Below are 15,746 nucleotides of genomic sequence, written 5' to 3'. Positions count from 1 at the left end.
ACCGCCGTACGCGTCCGACAGATGTGCGGCGGACGCGCGGCTCACCGCGACGCACAGGGCCGGGGCATTCTCCCGTATTCCAACCCCGTGCGCGGGGGATCCGCCAATCCCATGAGCCCGATCGCCCTGCCCGAAGACCATGGCCAGGAGCGGAACATTAGACTCAACCACATCGTCACGGTCTCGACCCGGCTCAGTACACCCAGCTCAATACGCAAGGAGGCAGAGTGAAGGATCCGCGCGAAGCGCGTCGCTCAAGGGTGGTGGTGGGCGACGGGTGGGATCTGCTGACCCGCATCGAGGGACCGCGCGATCTGGACCGGCTCAGCCCGGAACAGCTTGATCAGCTGGCCGCGGAGATCCGTTCCTTCCTCGTCGACGCCGTGTCCAAGACTGGCGGCCACCTCGGCCCCAACCTCGGCGTGGTCGAGCTGACCATCGCCCTGCACCGGGTCTTCGACTCTCCCCGGGACAAGGTCCTGTGGGACACCGGCCACCAGAGCTATGTGCACAAGCTGCTCACCGGCCGGCAGGACTTCTCGCGCCTGAAGATGAAGGGCGGCCTCTCCGGCTACCCGGCGCGCGCCGAGTCCGACCACGACTGCATCGAGAACTCCCACGCCTCCACCGTCCTCGGCTGGGCCGACGGCCTCGCCAAGGCCAATGAGGTGCTGCGCAAGGACGACCACGTCGTCGCGGTGATCGGTGACGGCGCCCTCACCGGCGGTATGGCCTGGGAGGCGCTGAACAACATCGCCGCCGCCAAGGACCGCCCGCTGGTGATCGTGGTCAACGACAACGAGCGCTCCTACGCGCCCACCATCGGCGGCCTCGCCAACCATCTCGCCACCCTGCGCACCACCGACGGCTACGAGCGCTTCCTCGCCCGCGGCAAGGACATCCTCGGCCGCACCCCGGTCGTCGGAAAGCCGCTGTACGAGACGCTCCACGGGGCCAAGAAGGGCCTCAAGGACTTCATCGCCCCCCAGGGCATGTTCGAGGACCTCGGCCTCAAGTACGTCGGGCCCATCGACGGCCACGACATCGAGGCCCTGGAGTCCGCGCTGGCCCGCGCCAAGCGCTTCGGCGGGCCCGTGATCGTCCACTGCCTCACCGAGAAGGGCCGCGGCTACCAGCCCGCCCTCCAGGACGAGGCCGACCGCTTCCACGCCGTCGGCAAGATCCACCCCGACACCGGTCTGCCGATCGCCAGCTCCGGCCTCGACTGGACCTCCGTCTTCGGCGAGGAGATGGTCAAGCTCGGCGCCGAGCGCGAGGACATCGTCGCGATCACCGCCGCGATGCTCCAGCCCGTCGGCCTCGACAGATTCGCCAAGGCCTACCCCGACCGGGTCTACGACGTCGGCATCGCCGAGCAGCACGGCGCGGTCTCCGCCGCCGGTCTCGCCACCGGGGGAGTCCACCCCGTCTTCGCGGTGTACGCCACCTTCCTCAACCGCGCCTTCGACCAGGTGCTCATGGATGTGGCCCTGCACAACTGCGGAGTGACATTCGTCCTGGACCGGGCCGGCATCACCGGCACCGACGGCGCCTCCCACAACGGCATGTGGGACATGTCGATCCTCCAGGTCGTCCCCGGCCTGCGGATCGCCGCCCCGCGCGACGCCGACCAGGTCCGCGCCCAGCTCCGCGAGGCCGTCGCCGTCGACGACGCGCCCACCGTGGTCCGCTTCTCCAAGGGCGCGGTCGGCCCCTCCGTCAAGGCCGTGGGCCGGGTCGGCGGCATGGATGTGCTGCGCCGCCCCGACGCCGACCGCCCGGACGTGCTCCTGGTCTCCGTCGGCGCGCTCGCCCCGATGTGCCTGGAGATCGCCGATCTCCTCGACGCGCAGGGCATCTCCACCACCGTGGTCGACCCCCGCTGGGTCAAGCCGGTCGACGAGGCCCTTCCGCCGCTCGCCGAGCGGCACCGGGTCGTCGTCACCGTCGAGGACAACAGCCGCGTCGGCGGTGTCGGCTCCGCCGTCGCCCAGGCGCTGCGCGACGCGGGCGTCGACATGCCGCTCCGCGACTTCGGCATTCCGCCGCGCTTCCTCGACCACGCCTCCCGCAAGGAGGTCATGGCCGAGATCGGGCTGACCGCCCCCGACATCGCCCGCCAGGTCACCGGCCTGGTGGCGAAGCTCGACGGCGGCTCCGCCAGGGCGGCCGACCCGGAGGTCGAGCCGGTCCGCGACTGACGCACGACCGGTCCGCGGCTCACGCGCGACCGACGCGCGGCGGCAGCGCCGAGAGACCGTTCCCGGCCGGGAGGGTCACCCAAGAAGGGTGACCCTCCCGGCCATCCGTGTGAATACCACTCGTACGGCCGCCCCTGGACCGCCCGCCGTCCCGATCATGACGGGGACGACACAGCGTGGAGGTGCACGGTGAGCACACAGACAGACCCCGCGAACGGAGCGGGTGTCTTCCGGACCAAATCCGTCGAGCAGTCCATCCACGACACCGAGGAACCCGAGCACGCGCTCAAACGGTCCCTCTCCGCACTGGACCTCACGGTCTTCGGGGTCGGCGTCATCATCGGCACCGGCATCTTCGTCCTCACCGGCGCGGTCGCCAAGGAGACCGCCGGACCCGCCACCGCGGTGGCCTTCGTCATCGCCGGGGTCGTCTGCGGACTCGCCGCCCTCTGCTACGCGGAGTTCGCCTCGACGGTCCCGGTCGCGGGATCGGCGTACACCTTCGCCTACGCCTCGCTCGGCGAGCTGCCGGCCTGGATCATCGGCTGGGACCTGGTCCTGGAGTTCGCCGTGGGCACGGCGGTGGTCGCCGTCGGCTGGTCCGGCTACTTCCGCTCACTCCTGGACAACGCCGGCTGGCAGCTCCCCGACGCCATCGCCGGCACCAACCCGGTCAGCGGCTTCGGCTTCGACCTGCTCGCCTTTCTGCTGGTCCTGCTGCTCACCGGCATCCTCGTCCTCGGCATGAAGCTCTCCGCCCGGGTCACCACCGTGGTCGTCGCCATCAAGGTGGCCGTGGTCCTGCTGGTCATCGTCGCGGGGGCCTTCTTCATCAAGGTGTCCAACTACAGCCCCTTCATCCCGCCCGCCAGCGAGGTGCCGGGCGAATCGGGGCTCCAGCAGCCGCTCATCCAGATGATCTTCGGCTACGCGCCGACGAGCTTCGGCGTCATGGGCATCTTCACCGCCGCCTCCGTGGTCTTCTTCGCCTTCATCGGCTTCGACGTCGTGGCCACGGCCGCCGAGGAGACCAAACTGCCCCAGCGGGACATGCCCCGGGGCATCCTCGGCTCGCTGTTCATCTGCACCCTGCTCTACGTCGCCGTCTCGATCGTCGTCACGGGCATGCAGCACTACACGGAGCTGACCGTCGACGCCCCGCTCGCCGACGCCTTCAAGGCCACCGGCCACCCCTGGTACGCGGGGGTCATCAGCTTCGGCGCGGTCATCGGTCTCACCTCCGTCTGCATGATCCTGCTGCTCGGCCAGACCCGGGTGTTCTTCGCGATGAGCCGGGACGGGCTGCTGCCGAGATTCTTCTCCCGCACCCACCCGCGCTACCGCACCCCCTACCGGGCCACCCTGCTGCTCGGCATCGTGATCGCGATCGTCGCGGGACTGACCAACATCGAGGAACTCGCCGCCCTGGTCAACATCGGCACCCTCTTCGCCTTCGTCATCGTGGCGCTCGGCGTCGTCATCCTCCGCCGCACCCGCCCCGATCTGCCGCGCGCCTTCCGCACCCCGCTGGTCCCGCTGCTGCCGATCGTCTCGGTGGCCGCCTCGTTCTGGCTGATGCTCAATCTGCCCAGCGAGACCTGGCTGCGGTTCGGTCTGTGGATGCTGCTCGGCGTCATCGTGTACTTCGTGTACGGGCGCTCGCACAGTCGGCTGGAGCCCGGTGCGAAGGTGCCCCACTAAAGGCCCCTGAGGGCCGCTGGGAGCCCCTGAGGGGCCGCGGGGGCGCCTTGGGGCGCTCAGGGGGCGTGCGGGCCGTACACCGTGCGCGGGCCCGCCGTACGGGCCCCCACCGCCGCGACCCGGTCGCGAAGCCCGCGGTCGGCCGTGATCACCAGACACGGCCGGTCCGCCGCCCCGGCCGCGAGCGCCGCGATGTGGTCGTCGCCGCTGCCCGGGGCCTCCTCGACCCGCACCCCCGGCACCGGCGCGACACCGCGCGCCGCGCCCTCCACCACCAGCACGACCTCCAGCGGCCCCGGCTCGCCCCCGACGCCCTCGGCCGCGTACCGCACCAGCCGGTCCCGCAGCCGGGTCGCCGCCCCGCGCCGGTCGCGCCACCAGCCGTCCGGTACGGAGCCGACGACATTCGCGCCGTCGACGATCAGCAGGGTGGTCCGGGGCTGCTCCGGTATCGGCTCCGTCATCGGCCGCGAGCCTACCCGCCGACGACGACAGGGGCGGTACGGGAACATCCCGTACCGCCCCTGTCCGTAACAGCCCGTGCAGCGGTCCGCTACGCGGGCACGCTCGCCACACCCGGCGCGAGGAACCGCTTGCCGTTCACCCGCTCGGAGACGCCCTCACGGTCGAGATACGGGGTGACGCCGCCCAGATGGAAGGGCCAGCCCGCGCCGGTGATCAGGCAGAGGTCGATGTCCTGGGCCTCGGCCACGACGCCCTCGTCCAGCATCAGCCCGATCTCCTCGGCCACCGCGCCCAGCACCCGGGCCCGGGTCTCCTCCTCGGTCAGGACCGTGTCGCCCTGCCGCAGCAGCGCCGCGACCTCGGGGTCCAGCTCCGGCCGGCCGGAGTCGTACACATAGAAGCCGCGCTTGCCGGCCTTCACCACCGCCGCCAGGTTCGCGGAGACGGTGAACCGGTCCGGGAAGGCCCTGTTGAGGGTCTCGGAGACATGCAGACCGATCGCCGGACCCACCAGCTCCAGCAGCACCAGCGGCGACATCGGCAGACCCAGCGGCTCCACCGCGCGCTCGGCGACCTCGACCGGGGTGCCCTCGTCGATGACGTTCTGGACCTCGCCCATGAACCGGGTCAGGATCCGGTTGACCACGAACGCCGGGGCGTCCTTGACCAGCACGGCGGTCTTCTTCAGCTTCTTCGCCACCCCGAACGCGGTGGCCAGCGAGGCATCGTCGGTCAGCTCGCCCCGGACGATCTCCAGCAGCGGAAGCACCGCCACCGGGTTGAAGAAGTGGAAGCCCACGACCCGCTCGGGGTGCTTCAGCTTCGACGCCATCTCGCTCACCGAGAGCGAGGAGGTGTTGGTGGCGAGGATCGCGTGCGCCGGGGCGACCGCCTCGACCTCCGCGAACACCTTCTGCTTGACGCCCATCTCCTCGAAGACTGCCTCGATCACGAAATCGGCGTCCGAGAAGCCATCGGCCTTGTCCAGCACACCGGTGACCAGGGCCTTGAAGCGATTCGCCCGGTCCTGGCTGATCCGGCCCTTGCCCAGCAGCCGGTCGATCTCGGAGTGGACATAGCCCACCCCCTTGTCGATCCGCTCCTGGTCGATGTCGGTCAGCACGACCGGCACCTCAAGACGGCGTACGAAGAGCAGCGCCAGCTGCGAGGCCATCAGACCCGCGCCCACGACACCGACCTTGGTGACCGGCCGGGCCAGATTCCTGTCCGGGGCCCCCGCCGGGCGCTTGCCGCGCTTCTGCACCAGATTGAAGGCGTAGATACCGGCGCGCAGCTCCCCGCCCATGATCAGATCGGCGAGCGCCTCGTCCTCGGCGTCGAAACCGGCCTGGAGATCGCCGTCCTTGGCGGCGGCGATGATCTCCAGGGCGCGGTACGCGGCCGGGGCCGCGCCGTGCACCTTGCCGTCGGCGATGAACCTGCCCCGCGCCACGGCCGCGTCCCAGGCCTCGCCCCGGTCGACCTCGGCCCGCTCGACGACCGTCTGGCCCGTGAGGACGGAGGCGGTCCACACCAGCGACCGCTCCAGGAAGTCCGCGCCGTCGAAGATCGCGTCCGCGATGCCGAGATCGAAGACCTGACCGCCCTTGAGCTGGCGGTTCTGATTCAGCGAGTTCTCGATGATCACCGTGACGGCCCGGTCCGCGCCGATCAGGTTCGGCAGCAGCGCACAGCCGCCCCAGCCCGGGACCAGCCCGAGGAAGACCTCGGGCAGCGAGAAGGCGGGCACGGCCCGGGAGACCGTACGGTACGAGCAGTGCAGCCCGACCTCGACCCCGCCGCCCATCGCCGCACCGTTGTAGTACGCGAAGGTCGGCACCGCGAGCGAGGAGAGGCGCTTGAAGACCTCGTGCCCGCCCCGCCCGATGGCCAGCGCCTGCTCATGGGTGCGCAGCAGCTCGACGCCCTTGAGGTCGGCCCCGACGGCGAAGATGAACGGCTTCCCGGTCAGACCGGCGCCGACGATCGAGCCCTCGGCCGCCTCCCGCTCGACCTGGTCGATCGCCGCGTCGAGGTTGGCGAGCGACTGAGGACCGAAGGTGGTCGGCTTCGTGTGGTCGAGACCGTTGTCCAGCGTGATCAGCGCGAATCGGCCGGCCCCGGCGGGCAGGTCGAGATGGCGTACATGCGCGCTGGTGACGACCTCGTCGGGGAACAGCTGGGCCGCGCCCTTGAGGAGTTCGGCTGTCTTGCTCACTGTGCGCCTCCGGCGAAGTGCGGGTTCTCCCAGATGACCGACGCGCCCATGCCGAAGCCGACGCACATGGTGGTGAGGCCGTAACGGACCTCGGGCTGCGCCTCGAACTGCCGGGCCAGCTGAGTCATCAGCCGTACGCCGGAGGAGGCCAGCGGGTGGCCGAAGGCGATCGCGCCGCCGTACTGGTTGACGCGCGCGTCGTCGTCGGCGATGCCGTAGTGCTCCAGGAAGGCCAGCACCTGGACGGCGAAGGCCTCATTGATCTCGAAGAGGCCGATGTCCCCGATGGTCAGCCCCGCCTTGGCGAGGGCCTTCTCGGTCGCCGGGATGGGGCCGTACCCCATGACCTCCGGCTCGACCCCGGTGTACGCGAAGGAGACCAGCCGCATCCGCACCGGCAGGCCCGCCTCGCGGGCGAACTCCTCGGAGGCGATCAGCGACGCGGTCGCGCCGTCGTTGAGACCGGCGGCGTTGCCCGCGGTGACCCGGCCGTGCGGACGGAACGGCGTCTTGAGGCCCGCCAGGTTCTCCAGCGTGGTGCCGGGGCGCATCGGCTCGTCCTCGGTCGCGAGCCCCCAGCCGGTCTCGCCGGTCTCCGGGGTGGTGCGGCGCACCGAGATCGGGACCAGGTCCTGCTGGATGCTGCCGTCGGCGTACGCCTTCGCGGCCTTCTCCTGGGAGCGGACCGCGTACTCGTCAGCGCGCTGCTTGGTGATCGACGGATAGCGGTCGTGGAGGTTCTCCGCGGTCATGCCCATGAAGAGGGCGGACTCGTCCACGAGCCGCTCGCTGACGAAGCGGGGGTTGGGATCGACGCCCTCGCCCATCGGGTGCCGGCCCATGTGCTCGACGCCGCCCGCGACGACCACGTCGTAGGCGCCGAAGGCGATGGAGCCGGCGGTGGTGGTGACGGCGGTCATCGCGCCCGCGCACATCCGGTCGATCGAGTAGCCCGGGACGGACTGCGGCAGCCCGGCGAGGATTCCGGCCGTCCGTCCGAGGGTCAGGCCCTGGTCGCCGATCTGGGTGGTGGCGGCGATGGCGACCTCGTCGATCCGGGCGGGGTCGAGGCCCGGGTTGCGCCGCAGCAGCTCCCTGATGGCCTTGACGACGAGATCGTCGGCCCGGGTCTCGTGGTAGATGCCCTTCGGGCCCGCCTTGCCGAACGGGGTGCGGACGCCGTCGACGAAGACGACGTCCCTGACGGTACGAGGCACGATGGCTCTCCTCCAGAGTGCAGGGTGGCACTGCGCGGGGCACGACTGAGCGTGCGCTTGCTGCCATCATGCTACTTGCGAGTAACCATCGTGCACAGCCCCTCGCCGAGAAGGTCACATCCTGGGGGTTGGGGGCGTTCTGGTGGTTCAGTTCCGGCACCTGGGGTGCGGGGTTCCGTCCTCAATCGCCGGACAGGCTCAAATGGTGCGCCTGGCCTGTCGCAGGTGCCGCCACAGGGCTTTGCCTGGGACGGCCTCTGGGTGGGTGGAAAAGAGGAAGCGCCCGGTCGGAGGTCCTGGGGGACGGGCGACCGGGCGATGTGGGTTGGGGGTGGGGGTCAGGCGGTGGCGGAGAGGGCGGTGGTGAGGAGGGGGGCGACGAGGGTGATCTGCCAGGGGCGGGCGCCGAGTGCGGCCAGGGCGGCGGAGACGGCGGCGACCGAGTGCTCGGCCGGGGGCTCCCAGCACACCCGCCGGACGGTGTCCGGCGTCATCAGATTCTCCTGCGGCAGATTCAGCTCCTCGGCCAGCGCCGAGACGGCCGCCCGGGCCGCCGACAGCCGGGCCGCGGCCACCGGGTCCTTGTCCGCCCAGGCTCTCGGCGGCGGCGGGCCGTTCAGCGGCTGGCCGGGCTGCGGAAGCTCCGCGTCGGGCAGCGCCCGGGCCCGGTCCACGGCCGCCTGCCACTGTTCCAGCTGCCGTCGCCCGGCGCGGTGGCCGAATCCGGGCAGCGCGGTCAGCGCCTGCACGCTCACCGGAACGGCGAGTGCCGCCTCGATGATCGCGGTGTCGCTCAGCACCTTCCCCGGTGAGACGTCACGCCGCTGCGCGACCTTGTCACGGGCCGTCCACAGCTCCCGGACGACCGCCATCTGACGGCGTCGGCGCACCTTGTGCATCCCGGAGGTGCGCCGCCAGGGGTCCTTGCGCGGGGGAGCGGGCGGCGCGGCGACGATCGCGGCGAACTCCTGGTGGGCCCACTCCAGCTTGCCCTGCCGGTCCAGCTCCTTCTCCAGCGCGTCCCGGAGATCCACCAGCAGCTCCACGTCGAGCGCGGCGTAGCGCAGCCACGGCTCGGGGAGTGGACGGGTGGACCAGTCGACGGCGGAGTGGCCCTTCTCCAGGGCGTACCCGAGGACCGACTCGACCATCGCGCCGAGCCCGACCCGGGGGAAGCCGGCCAGCCGGCCGGCCAGCTCGGTGTCGAAGAGGCTGGTGGGAACCATGCCTATTTCCCGCAGGCACGGCAGATCCTGGGTCGCCGCGTGGAGGATCCACTCGGTTCCGGCGAGGGCCTCGCCGAGCCCGGAGAGATCGGGGCAGCCCACGGGGTCGATCAGGGCGCTGCCCGCGCCCTCGCGGCGCAGCTGGACGAGGTAGGCGCGCTGGCCGTAGCGGTAGCCGGAGGCGCGCTCGGCGTCCACGGCGACCGGGCCGGTGCCGGCGGCGAACGCGGCGATCACTTCGGCGAGCCCCTCGGCGTCGGCGACCACCGGAGGAATGCCCTCCCGCGGCTCCAGCAGCGGGGTGGGAGCCTCTTCGGCTGCGACGCCGTCGTCCGGGGGGGCGCCCCCGGTGGTTCGCAGTGCGGTCTCTGCTGCGGTGTCTTGGGCGTCGGTCACGTGTCAAGGGTATCTGTGAACGGAGCGCGCCTGTCGACGGAAACGTTCCGTCGACAGGCGCGGGGTGGGGGAGAGGGTCAGTGGATGATGCCGGTGCGCAGTGCCACGGCCACCATTCCGGCGCGGTCGCCGGTGCCGAGCTTCCTGGCGATCCGGGCGAGATGGCTCTTCACGGTCAGGGCGGAAAGTCCCATGGACACCCCGATCGCCTTGTTCGACTGGCCTTCGGCGACCAGTCGCAGCACCTCCACCTCACGTCCGGACAGTTCGCGGTAGCCGCCCGGGTGGCTCGGGGCACCCGGGGGGCGGCGGTGGCCCAGACGTGCCGCCGCCGCGCCGATGGGGGCGGCGCCGGGGCGGGTGGGGTGGCCGATATTGGTACGGGTACCGGTGACGACATAGCCCTTGACGCCGCCCGCGAGTGCGTTGCGGACGGCGCCGATGTCATCGGCCGCGGACAGGGCGAGGCCGTTGGGCCAGCCCGCGGCACGGGTTTCGGACAGCAGGGTCAGTCCGGAACCGTCGGGCAGATGGACATCGGCGACACAGATGTCGCGGGGATTGCTGACGCGGGGGCGGGCCTCCGCGATCGAAGACGCCTCGATCACGTCGCGCACTCCGAGGGCCCACAGGTGGCGGGTGACGGTGGAGCGGACGCGTGGGTCGGCCACGACGACCATCGCCGTCGGCTTGTTCGGGCGGTAGGTGACCAGGCTTGCGGGCTGCTCGAGAAGAACGGACACCAGGCCTCCTGGGGAAGGTGCGGGACGGGCCGGCCGGGGATGTGGCCGGGGCGAACCGATCAGTTAGGTCACTGACCTCTTCGGCACCAAACCTGATCGCCTTTAGAGAAAGATCACGATTTAGTGAGTGACAATTGGTTCAATTCGGACGAGTGATCGATCATCGGTGACCGATCTGACGGAGCGTTACGACATGAGGGGCCGCCGGAAGCGGGCGCGGGGCGGCCCTCGGGGCGGTGCGGGGAGCGGTACGGGGAGCGGGCCCGCGCACAGTCTCCCCGGGCCGCACCGCCCCCGCCCGTCACCGGTGCTGCGGCCCCCGCCGCTGCGGCAGCGACACCACACCCGCCGAGGGGTCCGCCGAACCGGCCGGCGCCGGCGGCAGCCCCGCGATCTGGCAGAGCAGATCGCACCAGGCCAACATGTGCGCGGCCGTGTCCGGGACCCCGTCGGGCCCCTCCTGGGGCGTCCAGGACGCCCGGATCTCGATCTGGGTCGCCGGGCGCCGATCGGCGAGTCCACCGAAATAGTGAGACCCCGCGCGGGTGACGGTCCCGCTCGGCTCCCCGTACGCCAGCCCGCGCGCCTCCAGCGCGCCTGTCAGCCAGGACCAGGACACCTCCGGCAGCAGCGGATCCGCGGCCATCTCCGGCTCCAGCTCCGCGCGCACCAGCGTGACCAGCCGGAACGCCCCCTGCCAGGCCTCGTGCCCCGCCGGGTCGTGCAGCAGCACCAGCCGGCCGTCGGCGAGATCCTCCTCGCCCTCGACGACGGCGGCCTCCAGGGCGTACGCGTGCGGCGCGAGCCGCTGCGGCGGGCGCGCGGGCTCCACCTCGATGTCCGGGCGCGGTCGTGCGGACCGCAGTGCCTCGACCGCGAGCCGGAACGCGCGCGGGACCGGATCGCTCTCTGTGCCGTCCTTGTCGTCGGCGCCGTTGGAATGATCGGAAAAATGTCCCTGAGCCGCAGCCATGCGGGGAAGAGTAGGCGGAATGGGGGCCTCGCGCAGGGAAGGACACCCGGGGCGGCGGGCACTTCCTTTGTCCGTGCGAAGATTTGGGGCGTGAGCGTCAACGACCGCCCCTCGGGCAGCCCCGCAAGCCAGCAGCCGAAGCCGTACGAGTCCGCCTTCCTGAAGGCGTGCAGGCGTGAGCCCGTGCCGCACACCCCGGTCTGGTTCATGCGGCAGGCGGGCCGCTCGCTCCCCGAGTACCTCAAGGTGCGTGAGGGCGTCGCGATGCTGGACTCCTGCATGCGGCCGGAGCTGGTGAAGGAGATCACGCTTCAGCCGGTGCGGCGGCACAAGGTCGACGCGGCGATCTACTTCAGCGACATCGTGGTGCCGCTGAAGGCGATCGGGATCGACCTCGACATCAAGCCGGGCATCGGCCCGGTCGTCGCCGAGCCGATCCGCACCCGCGCCGATCTGGCCCGGCTGCGGGACCTCACCCCCGAGGACGTCTGGTACGTCACCGAGGCGATCGGCATGCTCACCGAGGAGCTGGGCACGACCCCGCTGATCGGCTTCGCGGGCGCGCCCTTCACCCTGGCCAGCTATCTCGTGGAGGGCGGCCCCTCGCGCAACCACGAGCACACCAAGGCGCTGATGTACGGCGACCCCCAGCTCTGGGCGGATCTGCTGGACCGGCTCGCCGAGATCACCTCCGCCTTCCTCAAGGTGCAGATCGAGGCCGGCGCGAGCGCCGTGCAGCTCTTCGACTCCTGGGTCGGCGCGCTCGCCCCCGCCGACTACCGCCGCTCGGTGATGCCCGCGTCGGCGAAGGTCTTCTCCTCGGTGGCCTCCTACGGCGTCCCCCGGATCCACTTCGGCGTGGGTACGGGAGAGCTGCTCGGCCTCCTCGGCGAGGCGGGCGCCGACGTCGTCGGCGTCGACTGGCGCGTCCCGCTGGACGAGGCCGCCCGCCGGGTGGGCCCGGGCAAGGCGCTCCAGGGCAATCTCGACCCGGCCGTGCTCTTCGCCGGTCCCGAGGCCATCGAGGCCAAGACCGCCGAGGTGCTGGCCGCCGCCGAGGGCCTGGAGGGCCATGTGTTCAACCTCGGCCACGGTGTGCTGCCCACCACCGACCCCGACACCCTGACCCGGCTGGTCGCCTCCGTCCACGAGCGCACCGCCCGCTAGGGACTCCACAGCGCGCGGGGGGTACGGGAGGCGGTCCTCCCGTACCCCCCGCGCCTGTTTCCCCGCCGGATCAGGCCCGGTTCTCCGGCAGGGGCTCTTCGGCCGGCGCCGGGGACGGGGCGCGGCGGTCGGCGGCGGGCGGGGACAGGGCCGCCGTCAGGGCGGCCAGCGGCAGCAGAACGAGGATCAGCAGTCCGCCGGAGAGCGCCAGCGCGGGGTAGCCGCTCACGGCCACCACCACTCCGGACGCCAGGCCCCCGGTGGCTCCCGCGACCGTGACGCCGACATCGACCAGCCCCTGCGACGAGGCCCGCACCTCCACCGGGAGCGCGTCGGTGATCAGGGCCGTACCGGCGACGAACCCCAGATTCCAGCCGACGCCCAGCAGAATGAGCGCACCGGCCAGGGCCGGGGCGGAGTCCGGCGGCGCGAGGGAGGCGACCACGCCCGCCGCGAAGAGGGTGAGAGCGGCCAGCGCGGCGGTGAACAGCCTGCCGACCCGGTCGGCGAGCACCCCGGAGAGCGGCGAGGACAGATACATCGCCCCCAGATGCACCCCGATGACCACCCCGGCGGCCTGCTCGCCGTGCCCGTGCTCGGCCATGTGCACCGGAGTCATCGTCATGATCCCGATCATCACGAGCTGGGTGAGGACCATCACCGTCGCGCCGGTGAACAGCACACGCCGGTCGACGCGCGCGGTTCCGGCCGCCGCCGGACGACCGGAACCCGACGCCCGCCCGTCGTCCGCCGCCGCTGCCGCACGCGACAGCAGCAGCGGATCGGGCCGCAGAAAGACCACCACGACCAGCGCGGCGGCCGTGAACGCCAGCAGGGCCAGCAGAAACGGCCCGGCCAGCCTCGGCGCGCCCAGTGCCTCGGCGAGATCGCCCATCACCCCGGCCAGCGCGGGCCCGGCGATCGCGCCCGCCGCCGTGGCGAACAGCACGGTGCTCACAGCCCGGGCCCGCCGCTCCGGCGAGGCCAGATCGGCCCCCGCGTACCGGGCCATCAGGATCGACGCGGTCCCGGCCCCGTAGGCGAGCAGCCCCAGGAAGAGCAGGGTGACGCTGTCGAACACGGTGGCCCCGACGACGCCCAGACTGCCGAGCGCCCCCGCCCCGTACCCCAGGGCGAGGCCCGGGCGGCGGCCCCAGCGGCGGCAGGCCCGGCCGATGCCCACCGCGCCGGCCGCCGCGCCCACCGCGAACAGCGCGCTGGACACACCGGCGAGCCCCGTCGTGCCGAGCATCTCCTCGGCGAGCAGCGCGCCGATGGTGATCCCGGCCGCCAGTGCCGCGCCGCTCAGCATCTGGGCCACCACCAGCACGGCGAGGATCCGCCGCTGCGCGGGGTGCTCCGGGTGCTCCGGCGTCGTGTCCGTCTCCCGGATCCGCGACCTCATGTTCCCGCTCTCCATCTCGCGCTCCCGGGCCCGCGCTTCCGGCTGCCCGGGCAGGTCACCGCCGTCGGTCAGACCGGCTCCGCCGACCGCAGCTCGGCGATCTGGTCCAGCGACATGTGCATCCGCTCATGCAGGAAGCGGACGATGGTCCAGTGTGGCAGCGCGCCCTCGTCGAAGGGGCCGAATTCCCGGCAGTACAGCGGAATCCAGCGCAGCGCCTCCTCGATCGCGCGCTCCCGGCCCGGCTCCTGCTGATAGGCCGTGTAACCGATGCTGCGGTGCTGGATGAAGAATCCGCCCGGCAGCCGCTCCTCGCACAGCTCCCGGTACTCCCGGGTCTGGAGGATCAGGTAGTGCCAGATCTCGTCTATGTGCTGTTCCACCGGGAGGAAGAGACCGCCCAGCTCGGTGGGGTGGCGCGAGATGAGATAGAGATAGCGCAGGCACTCGGTGACCTGGCGGTCCACCTCCTCGTGGCTGCCACCGGTCTCCTGGACGAAGTGGTCGACGACTTCGGTGTGGAGATCCTCGCCCAGCAACTCCCTGAGATCGCCCGGCGATATCAGCTGCTGCGGCTGCTGCTCTGTTTTCATGGTGCTCCAGACAGTGGTGTCGTCTCAGCTCTCGGTGCGCTCGGTCACGAGCCAGGTGTGCTTTCCGGAAGCCCCGACCGGGATGTGCTCACGGTGTTCGACCGCGCACGGCAGCCCGGTCAGCTCGCCGACGAGCTTGGCCGCCGCCGCGCTCTCGGAGGGGGCGAGCGGCCGGCCGTCGAAGGTCGTGTACAGCAGCCGCAGATTCCCCTGCTCCTGGGCGCGCAGTTGGCAGAGGAGGACGTGGGACGAGGCGGCCGTGACGGCGCCGTCCAGATCGCCCTGCGAGACCAGGCCGTTCGGCGTCGGAAGGAGTTCCTTCTCCCGGCCGCAGAACCGGACGACTTTCGCCGGGTTCGTGCTTCCGTCCAGGGTGCGCACACAGTCGCCGGAGCGGTAGCGGATCAGCGGCATGTGCGGATTGCGCACACTCGTCACGATGAGGCTGTGTATCTGGCTTCCCGGCGCGACCGGCACCAGCTCCAGGCTCATCCGGTCCAGATACGGGTGGTAACGGCCGTCCCGGTCGCTGTAGTAGAGATAGCCCAGCTCGGTGCTGCCGAAGAGGTCGACCACCGGGCAGCCCAGCCGGCGTTCCAGATACTCGCGGACGCCCGCCGGGGTGTACTCGTAGGCGGTGATGACGCTCGCCGGGCGCGGGAAGTCGTCCCACAGCCCCCAGTCGAGCGCTTTGCGGACCAGCTGCGCCAGGTGGTAGCCCGAGCAGTCGAGGTGGTACCGGCCCAGCGGATGGCTGTCCCGCTCGGCCCGGATCTCCCCGATCATCCGCTCGACGTCCGCGCGGTCCCACAGCGCCGGGTCGAGCCGGAGGTTGAGATAGACGGTCCGCTCGTCCAGCCGCCGGTCCTCGATGCCCGGAGCCGCCGCGGGCTCGGTGCCCCGCTTCCTCGCGTTGACCCGGGCCACATGCTCGGTCGCCAGCACGGTGGTCAGCGAGACCCGGCGGCAGCCCTGGTGCCAGGTCTCCGAGATGTCGGGGTGCTCGCTCCACAGCCGGTAGTAGGACTTCAGCAGAAAGTACGGCGGCCTGATGATCTGCATACGAGCGTGGTTGGTGCCCGTGGACAGGACGAACTCCGCCTCGCCGGCCTCCAGGGCCCGGGAGAGCCTCGGCGTCATCCAGTTGTCCGGAAAACCGCGACCGATTTCCGGCTTCTCCAGAATGGGGAAATACCCCTGCTCGACCGACGCTCGATAGATGGGAATGTCCCGGATCTGATCGATGATGTCGGAATGAGGTTGACCGTCCACGGTTGACCTTCAATCGACGCTGAAAAATCGGCTTCGAAACGGATGAAACACGCGAGTGCGGATGCCCCGCGGAGGCCGGGCGGGGGGCGGCCGGGGCCGCCCGCCCCCCGGGCCTTCCGCCGGCGGGGGCGGTGCGGGGGAGGCAGCGGGCCCCGGGGGCGCCGCGGAG

12 protein-coding genes are annotated in these 15,746 nt (G+C 71.5%); 3 read left to right on the top strand and 9 right to left on the bottom strand.

Annotated features, from left to right (window positions below):
* Positions 1-227: 227 nt before the first annotated feature.
* Entirely contained in the window at positions 228-2,201 is a 1,974-nt protein-coding gene (dxs, locus tag IE247_RS15480; RefSeq protein WP_190123692.1) for a 1-deoxy-D-xylulose-5-phosphate synthase, read from the top strand.
* A gap of 189 nt (positions 2,202-2,390) precedes the next feature.
* Positions 2,391-3,902: an amino acid permease gene (locus tag IE247_RS15475; protein WP_190123691.1), complete on the top strand. Its 1,512-nt coding sequence runs from the start codon at positions 2,391-2,393 to the stop codon at positions 3,900-3,902.
* A 56-nt stretch (positions 3,903-3,958) separates the two neighbouring features.
* Here the strand turns inward: IE247_RS15475 and IE247_RS15470 are convergent, their stop codons facing one another.
* The 6 genes from IE247_RS15470 to IE247_RS15445 all read right to left on the bottom strand — a co-directional run bounded on the left by IE247_RS15470 (position 3,959) and on the right by IE247_RS15445 (position 11,140).
* A complete protein-coding gene (locus IE247_RS15470) occupies positions 3,959-4,366 on the bottom strand; it encodes an NTP pyrophosphohydrolase (RefSeq protein WP_190123690.1) in 408 nt (135 codons plus the stop codon).
* Between the two features lie 89 nt (positions 4,367-4,455).
* Entirely contained in the window at positions 4,456-6,585 is a 2,130-nt protein-coding gene (locus IE247_RS15465; RefSeq protein ID WP_190123689.1) for a 3-hydroxyacyl-CoA dehydrogenase NAD-binding domain-containing protein, read from the bottom strand.
* Positions 6,582-7,802 carry a thiolase family protein gene (locus IE247_RS15460; protein WP_190123688.1) on the bottom strand — a complete coding sequence of 407 codons (1,221 nt, stop codon included), beginning with the start codon at positions 7,800-7,802 and terminating at the stop codon, positions 6,582-6,584. Before IE247_RS15460 ends, IE247_RS15465 begins: the two co-directional genes overlap by 4 nt.
* Before the next feature lie 338 nt (positions 7,803-8,140).
* Positions 8,141-9,424, bottom strand: a complete 1,284-nt coding sequence (locus IE247_RS15455; RefSeq protein ID WP_190123687.1) for a ribonuclease D — start codon at positions 9,422-9,424, stop codon at positions 8,141-8,143.
* A 77-nt stretch (positions 9,425-9,501) separates the two neighbouring features.
* The gene (locus IE247_RS15450) at positions 9,502-10,167 is read right to left on the bottom strand and encodes a response regulator transcription factor (protein WP_190123686.1); all 666 of its coding nucleotides are present in this window, start codon (positions 10,165-10,167) and stop codon (positions 9,502-9,504) included.
* A 301-nt stretch (positions 10,168-10,468) separates the two neighbouring features.
* Positions 10,469-11,140: a DUF3000 domain-containing protein gene (locus IE247_RS15445; RefSeq protein WP_190123685.1), complete on the bottom strand. Its 672-nt coding sequence runs from the start codon at positions 11,138-11,140 to the stop codon at positions 10,469-10,471.
* A gap of 90 nt (positions 11,141-11,230) precedes the next feature.
* Between IE247_RS15445 and hemE the strand changes: the two genes are divergently transcribed.
* Entirely contained in the window at positions 11,231-12,307 is a 1,077-nt protein-coding gene (gene hemE, locus IE247_RS15440) for a uroporphyrinogen decarboxylase (RefSeq protein ID WP_190123684.1), read from the top strand.
* Between the two features lie 70 nt (positions 12,308-12,377).
* Here hemE and IE247_RS15435 read toward each other — a convergent pair whose 3' ends face one another.
* The 3 genes from IE247_RS15435 to IE247_RS15425 form a co-directional block, all read right to left on the bottom strand.
* Positions 12,378-13,712: an MFS transporter gene (locus tag IE247_RS15435; protein ID WP_190123683.1), complete on the bottom strand. Its 1,335-nt coding sequence runs from the start codon at positions 13,710-13,712 to the stop codon at positions 12,378-12,380.
* Positions 13,713-13,780: 68 nt separating this feature from the next.
* Positions 13,781-14,305, bottom strand: coding sequence for a glycine-rich domain-containing protein (locus IE247_RS15430; RefSeq protein ID WP_190123682.1), 525 nt, complete (start codon positions 14,303-14,305; stop codon positions 13,781-13,783).
* 24 nt (positions 14,306-14,329) lie between these two features.
* A complete protein-coding gene (locus IE247_RS15425) occupies positions 14,330-15,577 on the bottom strand; it encodes a phenylacetate--CoA ligase family protein (RefSeq protein ID WP_190123681.1) in 1,248 nt (415 codons plus the stop codon).
* Positions 15,578-15,746 lie beyond the last annotated feature (169 nt).

It is taken from the genome of Streptomyces inusitatus (assembly GCF_014651115.1).
GTDB classification, from domain to species: Bacteria; Actinomycetota; Actinomycetes; order Streptomycetales; family Streptomycetaceae; genus Streptomyces; species Streptomyces amakusaensis.
The sequence above is the reverse complement of the archived record's forward strand: the minus strand, read 5'-3'. Positions and strand labels throughout refer to the sequence as shown.